Annotated in this window: 16 protein-coding genes and 1 pseudogene; 5 read left to right on the top strand and 12 right to left on the bottom strand. The window is 68.7% G+C overall.

Features of this window, described 5'->3' with window-relative positions:
- Nucleotides 1-70: 70 nt before the first annotated feature.
- A pseudogene (groES, locus tag ABU113_RS07650) lies at nucleotides 71-352 on the bottom strand (co-chaperone GroES); the annotation flags it as partial.
- 214 nt (nucleotides 353-566) lie between these two features.
- On the opposite strand from groES, the gene sppA reads away from it, so the two are divergent.
- Nucleotides 567-2,498: a signal peptide peptidase SppA gene (sppA, locus tag ABU113_RS07655; protein WP_454558913.1), complete on the top strand. Its 1,932-nt coding sequence runs from the start codon at nucleotides 567-569 to the stop codon at nucleotides 2,496-2,498.
- Nucleotides 2,499-2,546: 48 nt separating this feature from the next.
- Here sppA and ABU113_RS07660 read toward each other — a convergent pair whose 3' ends face one another.
- Nucleotides 2,547-3,029 carry a redoxin family protein gene (locus ABU113_RS07660; protein ID WP_454558914.1) on the bottom strand — a complete coding sequence of 161 codons (483 nt, stop codon included), beginning with the start codon at nucleotides 3,027-3,029 and terminating at the stop codon, nucleotides 2,547-2,549.
- Nucleotides 3,030-3,189: 160 nt separating this feature from the next.
- On the opposite strand from ABU113_RS07660, the gene ABU113_RS07665 reads away from it, so the two are divergent.
- The 4 genes from ABU113_RS07665 to ABU113_RS07680 all read left to right on the top strand — a co-directional run bounded on the left by ABU113_RS07665 (nucleotide 3,190) and on the right by ABU113_RS07680 (nucleotide 5,704).
- Nucleotides 3,190-3,753, top strand: a complete 564-nt coding sequence (locus ABU113_RS07665; protein WP_454558915.1) for a YqgE/AlgH family protein — start codon at nucleotides 3,190-3,192, stop codon at nucleotides 3,751-3,753.
- A 160-nt stretch (nucleotides 3,754-3,913) separates the two neighbouring features.
- Entirely contained in the window at nucleotides 3,914-4,384 is a 471-nt protein-coding gene (locus tag ABU113_RS07670; RefSeq protein ID WP_454558916.1) for a hypothetical protein, read from the top strand.
- Between the two features lie 94 nt (nucleotides 4,385-4,478).
- The gene (locus tag ABU113_RS07675) at nucleotides 4,479-5,303 is read left to right on the top strand and encodes a TrmH family RNA methyltransferase (RefSeq protein WP_454558917.1); all 825 of its coding nucleotides are present in this window, start codon (nucleotides 4,479-4,481) and stop codon (nucleotides 5,301-5,303) included.
- Nucleotides 5,300-5,704: an ACT domain-containing protein gene (locus tag ABU113_RS07680; RefSeq protein WP_454558918.1), complete on the top strand. Its 405-nt coding sequence runs from the start codon at nucleotides 5,300-5,302 to the stop codon at nucleotides 5,702-5,704. The genes ABU113_RS07675 and ABU113_RS07680 overlap by 4 nt, the downstream gene beginning before the upstream one ends.
- Before the next feature lie 14 nt (nucleotides 5,705-5,718).
- Here ABU113_RS07680 and ABU113_RS07685 read toward each other — a convergent pair whose 3' ends face one another.
- The 10 genes from ABU113_RS07685 to ABU113_RS07730 form a co-directional block, all read right to left on the bottom strand.
- Nucleotides 5,719-6,405, bottom strand: a complete 687-nt coding sequence (locus ABU113_RS07685; protein ID WP_454558919.1) for a TIGR02466 family protein — start codon at nucleotides 6,403-6,405, stop codon at nucleotides 5,719-5,721.
- Between the two features lie 102 nt (nucleotides 6,406-6,507).
- Nucleotides 6,508-7,407 (bottom strand): class I SAM-dependent methyltransferase, encoded by a 900-nt coding sequence (locus ABU113_RS07690; protein WP_454558920.1) that lies wholly within the window; start codon nucleotides 7,405-7,407, stop codon nucleotides 6,508-6,510.
- Nucleotides 7,404-8,663, bottom strand: coding sequence for a M16 family metallopeptidase (locus ABU113_RS07695; protein WP_454558921.1), 1,260 nt, complete (start codon nucleotides 8,661-8,663; stop codon nucleotides 7,404-7,406). The genes ABU113_RS07690 and ABU113_RS07695 overlap by 4 nt, the downstream gene beginning before the upstream one ends.
- Nucleotides 8,660-10,057, bottom strand: a complete 1,398-nt coding sequence (gene thrC, locus ABU113_RS07700; protein WP_454558922.1) for a threonine synthase — start codon at nucleotides 10,055-10,057, stop codon at nucleotides 8,660-8,662. Before thrC ends, ABU113_RS07695 begins: the two co-directional genes overlap by 4 nt.
- Before the next feature lie 24 nt (nucleotides 10,058-10,081).
- On the bottom strand, nucleotides 10,082-10,780 hold the full coding sequence (locus tag ABU113_RS07705; protein ID WP_454558923.1) for an SURF1 family protein: 699 nt from the start codon (nucleotides 10,778-10,780) through the stop codon (nucleotides 10,082-10,084).
- A 10-nt stretch (nucleotides 10,781-10,790) separates the two neighbouring features.
- Entirely contained in the window at nucleotides 10,791-11,180 is a 390-nt protein-coding gene (locus ABU113_RS07710; RefSeq protein ID WP_454558924.1) for a DUF983 domain-containing protein, read from the bottom strand.
- 67 nt (nucleotides 11,181-11,247) lie between these two features.
- Nucleotides 11,248-12,096, bottom strand: a complete 849-nt coding sequence (locus tag ABU113_RS07715; RefSeq protein WP_454558925.1) for a cytochrome c oxidase subunit 3 — start codon at nucleotides 12,094-12,096, stop codon at nucleotides 11,248-11,250.
- Between the two features lie 17 nt (nucleotides 12,097-12,113).
- The gene (locus ABU113_RS07720) at nucleotides 12,114-12,749 is read right to left on the bottom strand and encodes a cytochrome c oxidase assembly protein (protein ID WP_454558926.1); all 636 of its coding nucleotides are present in this window, start codon (nucleotides 12,747-12,749) and stop codon (nucleotides 12,114-12,116) included.
- Nucleotides 12,746-12,904: a hypothetical protein gene (locus ABU113_RS07725; RefSeq protein ID WP_454558927.1), complete on the bottom strand. Its 159-nt coding sequence runs from the start codon at nucleotides 12,902-12,904 to the stop codon at nucleotides 12,746-12,748. The genes ABU113_RS07720 and ABU113_RS07725 overlap by 4 nt, the downstream gene beginning before the upstream one ends.
- Nucleotides 12,901-13,773: a heme o synthase gene (locus tag ABU113_RS07730; RefSeq protein WP_454558966.1), complete on the bottom strand. Its 873-nt coding sequence runs from the start codon at nucleotides 13,771-13,773 to the stop codon at nucleotides 12,901-12,903. Before ABU113_RS07730 ends, ABU113_RS07725 begins: the two co-directional genes overlap by 4 nt.
- Nucleotides 13,774-13,825 lie beyond the last annotated feature (52 nt).

A 13,825-nucleotide genomic window follows, 5' to 3' on the forward strand; every position in this document is an offset into this window, starting at 1 on the left:
CCGGCTTGGCCGGAGCGGACTTCACGGCCTTCACGGCAACCGGCTTCGCGGCGGCCTTAGCGGTCACCTCGATGATGCCGAGCACGTCCGATTCCTTCATGATCAGCAGCTCTTCGCCGTTGACCTTGACCTCCGTGCCCGACCACTTGCCGAACAGCACCCGGTCACCGGCCTTGACGTCGAGCGGCACCAGCTTGCCGGTCTCGTCGCGAGCGCCCGAACCGGCGGCGACGATCACGCCCTCTTGCGGCTTTTCCTTGGCGGTGTCCGGGATAATGATGCCACCGGCGGTCTTCTCCTCGGATTCGACGCGACGCACCAGCACTCGGTCGTGCAGGGGACGGAAAGACATGCAGTCACCTCTTTGTTAGCTGAGGACCAGCAACAGCGGCCCCCGGGATCTGGTCCAATGGCCTTGGCACTCACGCGGCGTGAGTGCTAGCGGCTGCCCGGATATGAGCACGCCCCGCCCCCGAGTCAAGGCGCCCCCCGCAGATTCCCGCCGATCGCGTTTTACTGACGCCCCCATCCCCTGTATCTGAAACGGAACTGGTTTCGCTCTTTGCATGAGGCGGCTGCTGTCCATGTGGAATTTCATCAAGGCGCTGTGGCGCGCCCTCGTTGTCACCAAGGATCTGGTGTTCGGCGTCATTGCCGTGCTGCTGCTGCTGGGCGTCGTGGCGGCACTGATGCCCCGGACACCGGCACCGCTGCCCGACAAGGCGGCGCTGGTCATCCGCATCGACGGCATTCTGGTGGACCAGCGCTCGCCCACCGATCCGCTGGTGATGCTGGGCGGCGCCGATGGCCTGCCAACCGAGGTTCTGCTGCGTGACGTGCTGACGGCGATCGACCGCGCCTCGACCGATCCGCGCATCGCCGCCGTCAGCCTGGAACTCGACGGCTTCTTCGGCGCCGGTCCCGGCACGCTGGAAACGGTGGGCCGCGCGCTCGACCGCTTCCGCGAGAGTGGCAAGCCGATCTACGGCTATGGCCGCTACTTCGCCGAGCCGCAATATCAGCTGGCGGCGCGCGCCAGCGAGCTTTGGCTGCACCCGATGGGTGGCGTCGTGCTCACCGGCTATGGCCAGTACAACCTCTACTTCAAGGACGCGCTCGAACGTCTGAAGGTGAATGTCCACGTCTTCAAGGCCGGCCGATTCAAGTCCTTTGTAGAGCCTTACGACCGGCAGGACATGTCGCCCGAGGCCCGCGAGGCCGCACGTGCGCTCTATGCGGCGCTGTGGGGCAACTATGTCGCCGAGACCGGCGCCGCACGCACCGGCAAAGGGTTCGACCTGACCCGCATGATCAATGACGCGCCAGCCATGCTGGCGGCCAAGGGTGGCGATCTTGCCCAGATGGCGCTGGCCGCGCGCGCGGTCGACCGGGTCGGTGCCTATGCCGACTATGCCCGGGCACTGGCCAAGGTGGCGGGAGACGGCGAGGACAGCGATGGCCTGCCCTCCTTCTCCCAGGTCGACATGGAGCGCTATCTGGCGGCCACCAGCGACATGGAACGCTCCAGCGGTGACGCCGTGGGCGTACTCTACGTGTCGGGAGACATCATCGACGGCGAAGGCCCGGCCGGAGTCGCCGGCGGCGACACCATCGCCCGACTGGTGCGACAGGCGATGCAGGAGGGCGACATCAAGGCTCTGGTGGTGCGCATCAACTCGCCCGGCGGATCGGCAACCGCCGCCGAGGCGATCCGCGAACAGCTGGCGCTGGCCCGCGCCGAGGGCCTGCCGATCGTCGCCTCGTTCGGCACCGTCGCCGCCTCGGGCGGCTACTGGGTCGCCACCGCCGCCGACGAAATCTGGGCGGAGCCGTCGACGATCACCGGTTCGATCGGCGTGTTCGGCATCATCCCGACGTTCGAGGAGACACTGGCGTCGGTGGGAGTCACCACCGACGGCGTCGGCGCCACGCCGCTGGCGGATGCCGGCAACATCACGCGGCCATTGTCACCTGCCGTGGCGACCATGATCCAGGCGACGGTCGACCACACCTACCAACGCTTCATCGGCCTGGTCGCCGCCAATCGCAAGATGACCCTTCCGGCGGTGGACACCATCGGACAGGGACGGGTCTGGGCCGGTTCCACCGCGCGGGAACTCAAGCTCGTCGATCACATCGGCGGCCTGGAACAGGCCATCGCCGCCGCGGCCCGGCGAGCCGGCCTGAAGCAGTACCGGGTCATCCATGCCGATCCCGGCGAGCCCTGGAAGGACATGTTGCTGCGCAAGCTGCTGAACACCGCGGCCCCGGCCCCGTCCGTCACACCGGTGGGCATCGGCGTGACGGACCAGCTTCACCGGGCCGGCGTGCTGCTGACACCCCGGCGGATCACCCGGCTGGGCGACGTGCAGGCGACCTGCCTTGAATGCCTGCCGTTCAGCCCGTCGCCTCGTGCCGCCGCGCGCACGGCCTCGGCCGACGAGACCCTGCTGGGCGCCGCCTTGCTCACCGGACTGGCTGGCAAGATCGCGCAATGAAAAAGGGCGCCGGAAACGGCGCCCTTTTCCCCGTCGCTGCCGATCCGCTCAGAGCTGGGTCAACGCGTGCTCGGCGCTCGACACCTTGAACTCGCCCGGCGCCTCGACATTGAGCTCGGTCACCACGCCGTCCTTGGCGATGATCGAGAAGCGCTGGCCGCGCTTGCCCATGCCGAACTTGGTGCCGTCCATCTCCAGGCCGAGCTTGGCGGTGAGGTCGCCGTTGCCATCCGCCACCATCAGCACCTTGTCGCCAGCCTCCTGCGACTTGCCCCAGGCGTTCATCACGAACACGTCGTTGACGGCAACGCAGACGATGCTGTCGACGCCCTTGGCCTTCAGCGCCTCGGCGTTCTCGATAAAGCCCGGCAGGTGCTTGGCCGAGCAGGTCGGCGTGAAGGCGCCCGGCACCGAGAACAGCACCACCGTCTTGCCGGCGAAGATCTCGTCGGTGGTGATCGGGCCCGGGCCGCTGTCGGTCATGCGCATCAGCGTAGCCGACGGAATCTTGTCTCCGACCTTGATCGTCATTCCACTTCCCTTTCCTGATGGAGTCGCAATCTGTCGACAGGCGCACGCACCTGTCACCCCGCCGAGTTATAGTGCGCGCCGCCCCGGTGTCGAGGCCGGCACGGCCCGACACCCGACATCTCCCCTTGAAAGCACCCCGGCCAAGGCTCAAGTTACGCTAATGACGGAGTCACCATCCCTGGAGGGACAGCTGCTGCTGGCGATGCCCGGCATCGGCGACCCGCGCTTCGAGCGCGCCGTGATCCTGATGTGCCAGCACAACGCCGAGGGCGCCATGGGCCTGGTGATCAACAAGCCGTTCCAGAAACTCTCGGTCGCCGACCTGCTGGGGCAGCTGGAAGTGGACGCCGGCGAGGAACTGGAGGACGTCGTCGTCCATGCCGGCGGACCGGTGGAGCCGTCGCGTGGCTTCGTCGTCCACTCCACCGACTATGAGCAGCCCTCGACCCTTCAGGTCACCGAGTCGATCGCGCTGACCGCCACCATCGAGATCCTGCGCGACATCGCCGAAGGGCGCGGGCCGGCCCGCGCGCTCGTCGCGCTGGGCTATGCCGGCTGGGCACCGGGCCAGCTCGACCGCGAACTGACCAAGCATGGCTGGCTGTCGGCGCCCGCCACCGATGCCCTCATCTTCGAAACGCCCCTGGAGAAGAAGTGGACCAGGGCGATGACCTCGATCGGCATCGACGTGCGGATGCTCTCCGGCGAGGCCGGCCACGCCTGAACGGGCACATCTTAATAACAGTTAACGTGCCACAACCGTTCCCTTCGAGGCGGCGTTAATATCTTGGCCACATCCTGCGACTCACCCGGGACAATCCGGGGGAGACTTCGGGCCGGACGCGGAGAAACCGCGCGGATGCCCGGCGACGCAAGGGTGGGACATGACTGGACGCACGGGAACCATGGGTGCCATCGCCGCTGTACTGGCCCTGCTGGCCGGGCCGTCGCTGGCCGCGCCCTGCTGGTCGTCATCGGAGGTGAGGGCAGCCCAGGTGCGCGAGATGCAGACGCTGATGATGGTGGGCGCCTTGCAGTGCCGCCACATCGCCGGCAATGACGCGCTGGCCAGCTACAACCGCTTCGTCACCCGCTTCCGGCCGCACATCAGTTCGCAAAACGACGTGCTGAAGGCCCGCTTCGCGCGCCTGCACGGCAATGGCGCCGGCCAGAACGCCTATGACCGCTACACCACCAGCCTTGCCAACCTGCAGGCGGCGCGCGGTGCCCAGACCGGCTTCTGCGAGCAGGTCGCCGATGTCGGCCGCACGCTGGCGACCCTGAACGACCAGGACATGCAGGCGATGGCCGCCCGGCTGGTGCCGGCGCCCGCCAGCGTCGAGTGTATCGAGTAGCGTCGCGTCACCCCCGCGGCCGGCGCCGCCAGTCGGTGTATCGGGGTCTGGCCGTTGCATCGGAGGCCCGCGCGCGTGTAGCGTGCGCGCCATCATGCGACCCGATGCCGACACCAAGCTGATCACCTCGCCCGCCAATCCGCTGATCAAGCGGATCAACGCCCTGCACGAGAAGAAGTTCCGCGTCCGCGAGGGACTGTTCCTCGCCGAGGGGCTGCGCATCGTCACGGAAGCGGCGGACGCCGGCGTCACGCCGGCCTATCTGATCCACGGCCCGGACATGAGCGACCATGTGCTGCTGCGCCGGCTGATGGCCGCCACCCGGGCGGCCGGCGGCGAGGTTGTCGAGACCTCGGCCGACGTGCTGCGCAAGCTCTCCCGCAAGTACAATCCGCAGTCGGTGCTGGGTGTTTACACCGAACCCGCGCGCACCCTGGCCGACCTCGACCGCACGGCGAGCTTCGCCTGGATCGTCTGCCAGAGCCTGAAGGACCCCGGCAACCTCGGCACCATCCTGCGCACCGCCGACGCGGTGGGGGCCGGCGGCGTCATCCTGCTCGACCAGTCGTGCGACCCCTACAGCGTCGAGGCGGTGCGGGCCTCGATGGGCGCGCTGTTCACGGTGCCGGTGGTGCAGGCGGAGTGGGCCGACTTCCTGCCCTGGCTGCGCGGCGGGCCGGGTTTTCTGGTCGGCGCCTCGCTCAATGCCAGCGAGGACTATCAAGCGATCCGCTACCCGGCGCCGACCTTCCTGTTCATGGGCAACGAGCAATCGGGCCTGCCGGCCGACTATGAGGCGGCATGCGACGCGCGCATCCGCATCCCGATGCAGGGCAAGGCGGACAGCCTCAATGTCGCCGTCGCCACCGCGGTGCTGCTCTACGAGGTGTTCAACCAGCACCGGCGAGCCGACCGGTGAGCCCCGGCGAGCGTGACCTCACGCGTCTGCTCGCCAGCCTGTCACCGCTGCTCGACCCCGAGGAATACGGCTTCGGCCTGCTGCCGCCCGAGGCGCCGCTGCCCTTGGCGCCGCTGGCGCTGTTTCGCGAAGCCGAGGGGACGACGCTGATCGCGCCGGCACAGGACCTTGCCCGGGCCGGCGTGCCGCACGTGGCCGGCTGGGCGCGCATCACGCTGATGGTCCATTCGTCGCTCGCGGCCGTCGGGCTGACCGCGGTGGTGGCCCAGGCACTGACCAGCGCCGGCATTCCCGCCAACATGGTCGCCGCCTACCACCACGATCACCTGTTCGTGCCGTGGGCGCAGCGGCAGGCGGCCCGCGACGTGCTCGACCGGCTGGCGGCCGCCGCGCGGGCCTGAGCGGAACGCCGGGCCTACAGGCAGAGATTGAAAGCGATGGAAATCCGCCGCGCCGGGCCGTGGTAGGGGCGCACGGCGTGCAACAGCCAGGAGGGGAACAGGATCAGCTCGCCGGTCGCCGGCTGCAGCCGCTCCCACAGGCCGGCGGTGACGCAGCCCTCGAAGGCGGCCTTGAGCTGCGGGGCATACATGGTCGGCATGGTGCCGCGCGGGTCGTGGAACTCCAGCTCGCCGCCGGCCGCCGCGCCAAGATCGTCGGCCGCCACATAATAGACGCACGACCAGTAGGCGCCGGGGTGGGCGTGCATGTCGTTGGCGTCACCCGCGCCATTGACGTTGACCCAGGCATTGACCCGCCACGGCACCCCACGACGCACCAGCGCGCCATCCTCCACCAGCACCGTCACCCGGTCGGCCAACGCGCAGACGGCGGCGACCAGCCGCCGGGCCGGCGCGCCACCCCAGGCGGGAAAGTCGTCGTCGGACTGCCAGCCGCCGAGGTTGCTCTTGGCGACGGAGGGATAGCCGGCGATGCGGGCGTCGATCTGCGCGGTCAACTCGGCATTGAGCGCCACGGCATCCGGCAGGCGGGCGCGCACCACCGGGGTGGGAAACAGCGACATCGCCTGGACGATATCCACCTCTGGCACCACCGCCGCCTGCCCGCCCATCTGCCCCCGACTCTCGAACCATGTCTCCACGGGCGAACAATCCGTCCGTGCTGTCACGGGGTTACGTGGGCGTATCCGGTGATCCTTCGGCAGGCGCGACCGGTCAGGCCACCGGCCTCGACCGCAGGCGACTTAGGCCGCCTGCCAGCGGACGTAGAGCGCGGTGGGCACCAGCAGGCCGCGCGGGCCGCCCTCGCGGATCGCCATCTCGCCGCAGGTGACGCGGCCACCGAAGCCGGCCAGCGCTTCGGCCAGTGCCTGGCCGAAGGCGAGTGCCGAGGCGCGGATGGCATAGACCGTCAGCACCAGAAACAGCGGCTGGTCCACCAGCAGCTCGCGGCACAGCCGCAGCAGCTCCGGCAGTTGCTCGAACAGCTTGAACACCTCGCCCTGGGGGCCGCGCCCGAACTTGGGCGGATCGAGGATGATACCCTGATAACGCCGGCCGCGCCGCACCTCGCGGGCCAGGAACTTGCCGGCATCCTCGACGATCCAGCGCAGCGGCGCGTCCTCCAGCCCGGAGAGCTTCTGGTTCTCCACCGCCGCCGAGATCGCCTTCTTCGAGGCGTCGACATGGGTGACCCGGGCGCCGGCCTGGGCACAGGTGAGACTGGCAAGGCCTGTATAACCAAAAAGGTTCAGCACCTCGATCGGTCGCGCCGTGTCGGCGGCGCGGGCGTCGCGGATCAGCCCGGCCATCCAGTCCCACTGCGGCGCCATGTCGGGGAAGAAGGCGAGATGGCGAAACGGCGTGCAGGCGGCCCAGAACTTCATGTCGCCGCGCGCCAGCGGCCAGGCGTCCGGCACCTCGTTGGCGAACTGCCAGCGGCCGGTATCCTCGGTGTTGCCGGGAACGAACTCGCCGTCGGCGCGCCAGTTGGCCTTGGCCGGCTTCCACAGCGCCTGCGGTTCGGGGCGGATGAAGCGGTAGCGGCCGTAGCGCTCCAGCTTGCGGCCGTCACCACTGTCCAGCAGCTCGAAATCCCCCCACGGTTCCGTGACCAGCAGGTCCAGACGCGGCTCCAGCTTCATTGCAGCCGGGCCTGCAGCCGGTCGATCGCCGGCACGTCGACCGACGGGCCGACGCTGGCCATGGCCAGCGGTCCGGCGGTCAGCATCCGCTGGGCGGCGGCGGAGACCTCGGCGAGCGTCACCGCGTCGATGCGCTCGATGATCTCGGCGGTGGGCACGACGCGGTTGTAGATCAGCAGCTGGCGGCCGAGCTGTTCCGACAGGCCGGCACAGCTCTCCAGCCCCATGAACACCGATGCCTTGAGCTGGGCCTTGGCGCGGTCCAGCTCGGCGGCGGCGAGATCGGTGGCGGCGCCGAGCAGGGTGTCCAGCGTCAGGTGCACCGCCTCGCCCGCCGTCTCCGGCCCGGTGCCGAGATAGAGCGTCATCAGCCCGGTGTCGGCGAACGGCGCCAGGTAGCTGTAGATGGAATAGACCAGCCCGCGTTCCTCGCGCACCGCCTGGAACAGGCGGGACGACATGCCGCCGCCCAGCGCCGTCGAGAACAGCATCAGCGGGTAATAGTCGTCATGCAGCGCCGGCACGCCGGGCAGCGCCAGCGTCACGTGGGTCTGTTCCGACTCCCGCTCGTCGCGGTGCTCGCCGCCGCCGTAGCGGGCCGCCTCGTGCACCGGCCGGGCGCCGGCGGGGATCATGCCCAGCCGCTCGCGCGCCATCCCGACCAGGGCCGCGTGGTCGACCTTGCCGGCGGCCGCCAGCACCATCGAGTGGCCCCGGTAGTGCCCGGTGAGCCAGTCGCGCATGTCGGTATCGCTGAGCGCCTGGATGCTCTCCTCGGTGCCCAGAATCGAGCGGCCGAGCAGCTGGCCGGGGTAGGCCACTTCCTGCAGGTTATCGAAGATGATGTCGTCGGGCGTGTCGCGCGCCTGCCCCAGTTCCTGCAGCACCACCTCGCGCTCGCGCGCCAGTTCGCCGGCATCGAACAGCGGCTCGGTGACGAGGTCGGCGATCATATCGACACCCAGCGGCAGATCGTCGGCCAGCACGCGGGCATAGAAACTGGTCTGGTCGCGCCCGGTATAGGCGTTGAGCTGCCCGCCCACCGCCTCGATCTCCTCGGCGATCTGCCGGGCGGTGCGCCGGCGGGTGCCCTTGAACACCATGTGTTCGAGCATGTGGGCGACGCCGTGCGCCGCCTGCGGCTCCAGCCGCGAGCCGGTATCGACGTAGAGGCCCACCGCCGCCGTCTCCAGCCCCGGCATGGCGAGGCTCGCCACCCTGAGGCCATTATCGAGCGTGGTGACGATCGCCGTCATTCGGCCATGCGCTCGGCGATGAAGGCCTCCACCGCCGCCAGATCGTTGGGCAGCGTGGTGTAGCGCTCCTCGCGGTCGAACAGGCCCTGGGCACGCGGCGGCATCGCCGGCCGCTGGCCGGTCGCCCGTTCCACCGCATCGCGGAACTTGGCCGGATGCGCGGTGGACAGCGTCACCACCGGAATGTGGCGATCGGCCGGCGCCTGGGCCCAGGCCGCCGCCACGCCGACGGCGGTGTGCGGATCGAGCACCAGGCCGCTTTCGGCATAGACCCGGCGCAGGCTGAGCGCGGTGTCGTCCTCGTCGGCGCTGAAGGAGACGAACAGCCTGGCCGCCGTGGCCCGCTGGTCGGCGTTGAGGTGCATCCGCCGGTTCTTCTCGAAGTCGGCCATGGTCGCCGCCAGCGCGGTGCCGTCGCGGCCGTGCAGATCGAACAGCAGCCGCTCGAAGTTCGACGAGATCTGGATGTCCATCGACGGCGAGCTGGTGGGCGCCACGGTGCCGACCGAATAGTCGCCCTTGGTCAGCGCCCGGTGCAGGATGTCGTTGGTGTTGGTGGCGACGATCAGCCGCTCAATCGGCAGGCCCATGGCGTGGGCGATGTAGCCGGCGAACACGTCGCCGAAATTGCCGGTGGGCACCGAGAAGGCGACCTGGCGTTCCGGCGCCCCCAGCCGCACGGCGGCGTAGAAGTAATAGACCACCTGCACCAGCAGCCGGGTCCAGTTGATCGAGTTCACCGCCGACAGCCGGTGCCGGTCGCGGAACGGCTGGTCGTTGAACATCGCCTTCACCAGCGCCTGGCAGTCGTCGAAGGTGCCCTGGATCGCCACGTTATGGACGTTGGGCGCCATCACCGTGGTCATCTGCCGGCGCTGCACGTCGGACACCCGGCCCTGCGGGTGCAGCATGACGATGTCGAGATTGTCCCGCCCGGCCAGCGCGTGGATCGCCGCCGAGCCGGTGTCGCCGGAGGTGGCGCCGATCACCGTCAGGTGCTCGTTGCGGGTGGCGAGGAAACGCTCGAACAGCAGGCCCAGCACCTGCAGCGCGAAGTCCTTGAAGGCCAGCGTCGGGCCATGGAACAGCTCCAGGATCCAGTGCCGTTCGTCGAGCTGCTTGAGCGGCGCCACCGCCTTGTGGTCGAAGTGACCGTAGGCCTCGGTGAGCAGCGCCCGCAGGTCCGCCTCCGGCAGCGCGCCGCCGAGGAACGGGGTGAGGATGCGCACCGCCGTCTCGACATAGGACAGCCCGGCAAGGTCGCGGATCTCGGCCGGCGACAGGGTAGGGATGGACTCCGGCACATAGAGGCCGCCGTCGCGGGCAAGGCCCGCCAGCGTCACTTCCTCGAAGGTCAAGGCCGGAGCAGCGCCCCGCGTACTGATATATTTCACGTCACTGCCACCGAATCGCAAAAATCAAGAGCGGCGGACTGTATCGTCCGACTTCTCGCGCTGCAACATGCGCCAGCGTCGTAGATAGAGCCCGTAGATCACCGCCAGAACGGCGGCGAAGGCAAACCACTGGACGGCATAGGCCCGGTGGTTATTGGGCACCGCCGCCACGCTGAGCGGGCTGGGCTCGGGCCAGGCCGCGCCGTCGGCCGCATCCAGGCGCACCGCCTGGACGAAATAGCGCGGCTCGACACCGGGAAAATCCGCCGCGGACGGCCGCCGGGCGCCCGCCAGCCGTTCCATCGCCGTGGCCGGCTGCCAGGTCCGGGCAACGCCGGCGGCGGCAAGGCGCGCACCGGTCAGGTCCGGCGCGGGTGCCCGGAAGGGAAGCCAGCCGAGATCAACCACCAGGGCGCGGTCAGCGGCGCGGCATGGCACGAAGAGATGCTGGCCGGCCTCGCCTTGGGCATTGCCGCCGGCAAAAGTCAGCCCGCGCGCCATCACCTCGCAGTCCAGCCGCACACGGCGGAACTCCAGTGCCGCCGGTTCGTCCACCGGCAGATCGGCGAGGCGTACCGGCGCCACGGCGCTGTTGGCGCGATAGCGGGCGAGCAGCGCCTCCTTCCAGCCGGCGCGCTGAACCTGCCACAGACCAAGCGCCAGCAGCACGGCGAGCATGACCGCCATGGTGAGGGAGGGCAGGAGCGGATAACGCCGCGCCACGGATCGGTCCCTAGCCGTCATCCGAACGCCGGCCCTCGCGAGCCTGATTGGCGTATTCCGAGCCCAGCAGGGCGGCCTTGATGAAATGCAGCGACAGCACGGTGAGCACCACCAGCGTCGGCACCCACACCAGCGCATGGACCCACCAGGGCGGCCGTACCGCCATGTCGAGCCACAGCGCCCCCACGGCGATGATGGTCCCGACGATGAAGATGGCAAAGGCCGCCGGTCCGTCGCCAACGTTGAAGTCGCCGTAATCCAGTCCGCACGCCCGGCAACGGTCGCCCAGTTTCAGCGGGCCGGTGAACAACCGGCCCTGACCACAACGCGGACAGCGGCCCTTGAGCGCGTGGCCGATGGCCACACCCTTGTCGGGGATAAGATCAGCCGGGTTGGTCATGCGCGCCTCCTTCAAACGGCAACGCCCCGGACCAGGCCGGGGCGCGCCATGGACTGCATGGACGGGCTTAGTGGCCGGCGCCGTGCATGACCGCCGCGCCGAAGTCGCTGCCCCACAGGTAGATGGACAGGAACAGGAACAGCCACACCACATCGACGAAGTGCCAGTACCAGGCCGCAGCCTCGAAGCCGAAGTGGTGGTTCGACTTGAAGTGGCCCTTGTAGGCGCGGATCAGGCAGACCGCCAGGAAGATGGTGCCGACGATGACATGGAAACCGTGGAAGCCGGTGGCCATGAAGAAGGTGGCGCCATAGACGTGGCCGGAGAAGGTGAAGGCCGCATGGTGATATTCATAGGCCTGCACGCAGCTGAAGATGAAGCCGAGAATGACGGTGCACCACAGGCCGTTCTTCAGGCCGTCACGATCACCCTCCAGCAGCGCGTGGTGCGCCCAGGTGACGGTAGTGCCCGAGAGCAGCAGGATCAGGGTGTTCAGCAGCGGGAACAGGAAGGGGTCCAGCAGCTCGATGTCCTTGGGCGGCCAGGTGGCGCCGGTGACGTCGGCCACCGCCTGATAGCCGTCGGGGAACAGCGAGAAGTGGAAATAGGCCCAGAACCAGGCGACGAAGAACATCACTTCCGAGGCAATGAACAGGATCACGCCATAGCGATGGTGCATCTGCACCACCGGCGTATGTGCGCCCTGGTGCTCCGCCTCGTCGACGACGTCCGACCACCAGGCATACATGGTGTAGAGGATGCCGGCGAGGCCGAGAGCGAACAGGTACGGACCGACACTGGCGTCGCGCATCCAGGAGATCGCGCCCAGCGCCATGGCGAGCGCCGAGAACGAGGCAATGATCGGCCACGGGCTCGGATCGACCAGATGATAATCGTGTTGCTTAACAGCCGCCATTGTCCATGGTCCTCTCTTTACGAACGTGTCGCCCCCTTGACCGCCGCGGATGTCTGGGAAGTCCGTTGCGTCGCGTCGGCCGGCTTATCCATCTTGTAGAACGTGTAGCTCAGCGTGATTTCGCTGATCTTGCGCGCCTGCGGGTCATCGAGAATGGCCGGATCGACAAAATACACCACCGGCATGTCGATGGCCTGACCCGGCTCAAGCTTCTGCTCGGTGAAGCAGAAGCACTCGATCTTGTTGAAATACTGCCCGGCAATGTCGGGCGTGACGTTGAACACCGCCTGACCGGAAACCGGTTCGCCGCTGTTGTTCACGGCCTTGTAGAAGGCCAGCTTCTGTTCGCCGATCTTCAGCGTCTGGGCGGTCTGCTCCGGCATGAAGCCCCAGCCCAGGCCGGGGGCGACGTTGGCGTCGAAGCGCACGCTGATGGTTTGGCCCGTCACCCGGGTCGGCGCCGCATCGGCGCGCTGGGTGGTGCCCCCGAACCCGGTCACCTGACAGAACATCTGATAGAGCGGCACCGCGGCGTAGGACATGCCGACCATGCCGGCGACCACGCCAAAGGCGATCATGCCGACACGGCGATTGCGCCGCGCCAGGGCATGGGTGCCGGCGTCGTCCGGCGGCGGGGTTTCGGTCGCGCTCACGTGTTCACCCCGATGCGGGCGATAGTGATGAGGTAGAACAGCACGACCATGGCCACCAGTACCGCGAGCAGCGCCCAGTTGCGGCCGCGCCGCTTGGCGGCGAACTCCTCGTCGGCCTGCTTGCGGGCGACCGGATCATGCTCGGCGCCGCTCATGCCGCGACTCCCGCCAGGCGATCGGCGACCAGCGCCGCGAACAGCACGAACAGGTAGAGAATGGAAAACCCGAACAGCAGCTTGGGCGCCTTGAGGTCCGTGCCACGCCACACCCGCCAGGCGCCGGCGAGGAACAGCACGCCCAACCCGCTGGCGGTCAGGCCGTAGACCGCGCCGGTCAGGCCGAGCGCCCAGGGCGCGACGGAGGCCGCCACCAGCGCCCAGGTGTAGAGCCAGATCTGCAGCCGGGTGACCCGCTCGCCGGCCACCACCGGCAGCATCGGAATGCCGGCACGCTCATAATCCTTGCAGGCGAACAGCGCCAGCGACCAGAAGTGCGGCGGGGTCCAGAGGAAGATGATGGCGAACAGCAGCACCGGCAGCGTCGAGACGTCGCCGGTCACCGCCGCCCAGCCGATCAGCGGCGGGAAGGCGCCGGCCGCGCCACCGATGACGATGTTCTGCGGCGTCCGGCGCTTCAGCCATACCGTGTAGACGTGGGTGTAGAACAGGATGGAGCCCAGCAGCAGCCCGGCCGCCAGCCAGTTGATCGCCAGCCCCATGATCGCAACCGATGCCCCCGCGAGCGCGACAGCGAACGCCAGCGCCTCGGCGGGCTCGATTCGCCCGGCCGGAATCGGCCGGCTGGCGGTCCGGCGCATCAGGGCGTCGGTATCGCTCTCGAACCACTGGTTGAAGGCACCGGCGGCACCCGCGCCCACGGCGATGCACAGCAGCGCCGTCAAGGCCAGCGTCGGATGCAGCGACCCGGGTGCTGCCAGCAGGCCGCACAGGCCGGTGAACACCACCAGACTGACCACCCGGGGTTTCAGCAGTTCCAGGTAATCGCGCCAGTCGGCCACCGGCACGGCACGCCAGTCGGCCCCGGCGGATGCCGGGGCCGATGCGTAGGCGGATGCG

Source organism: Parapedomonas caeni (assembly GCF_041060555.1).
Classification (GTDB): Bacteria; Pseudomonadota; Alphaproteobacteria; order Sphingomonadales; family Sphingomonadaceae; genus CAUJIW01.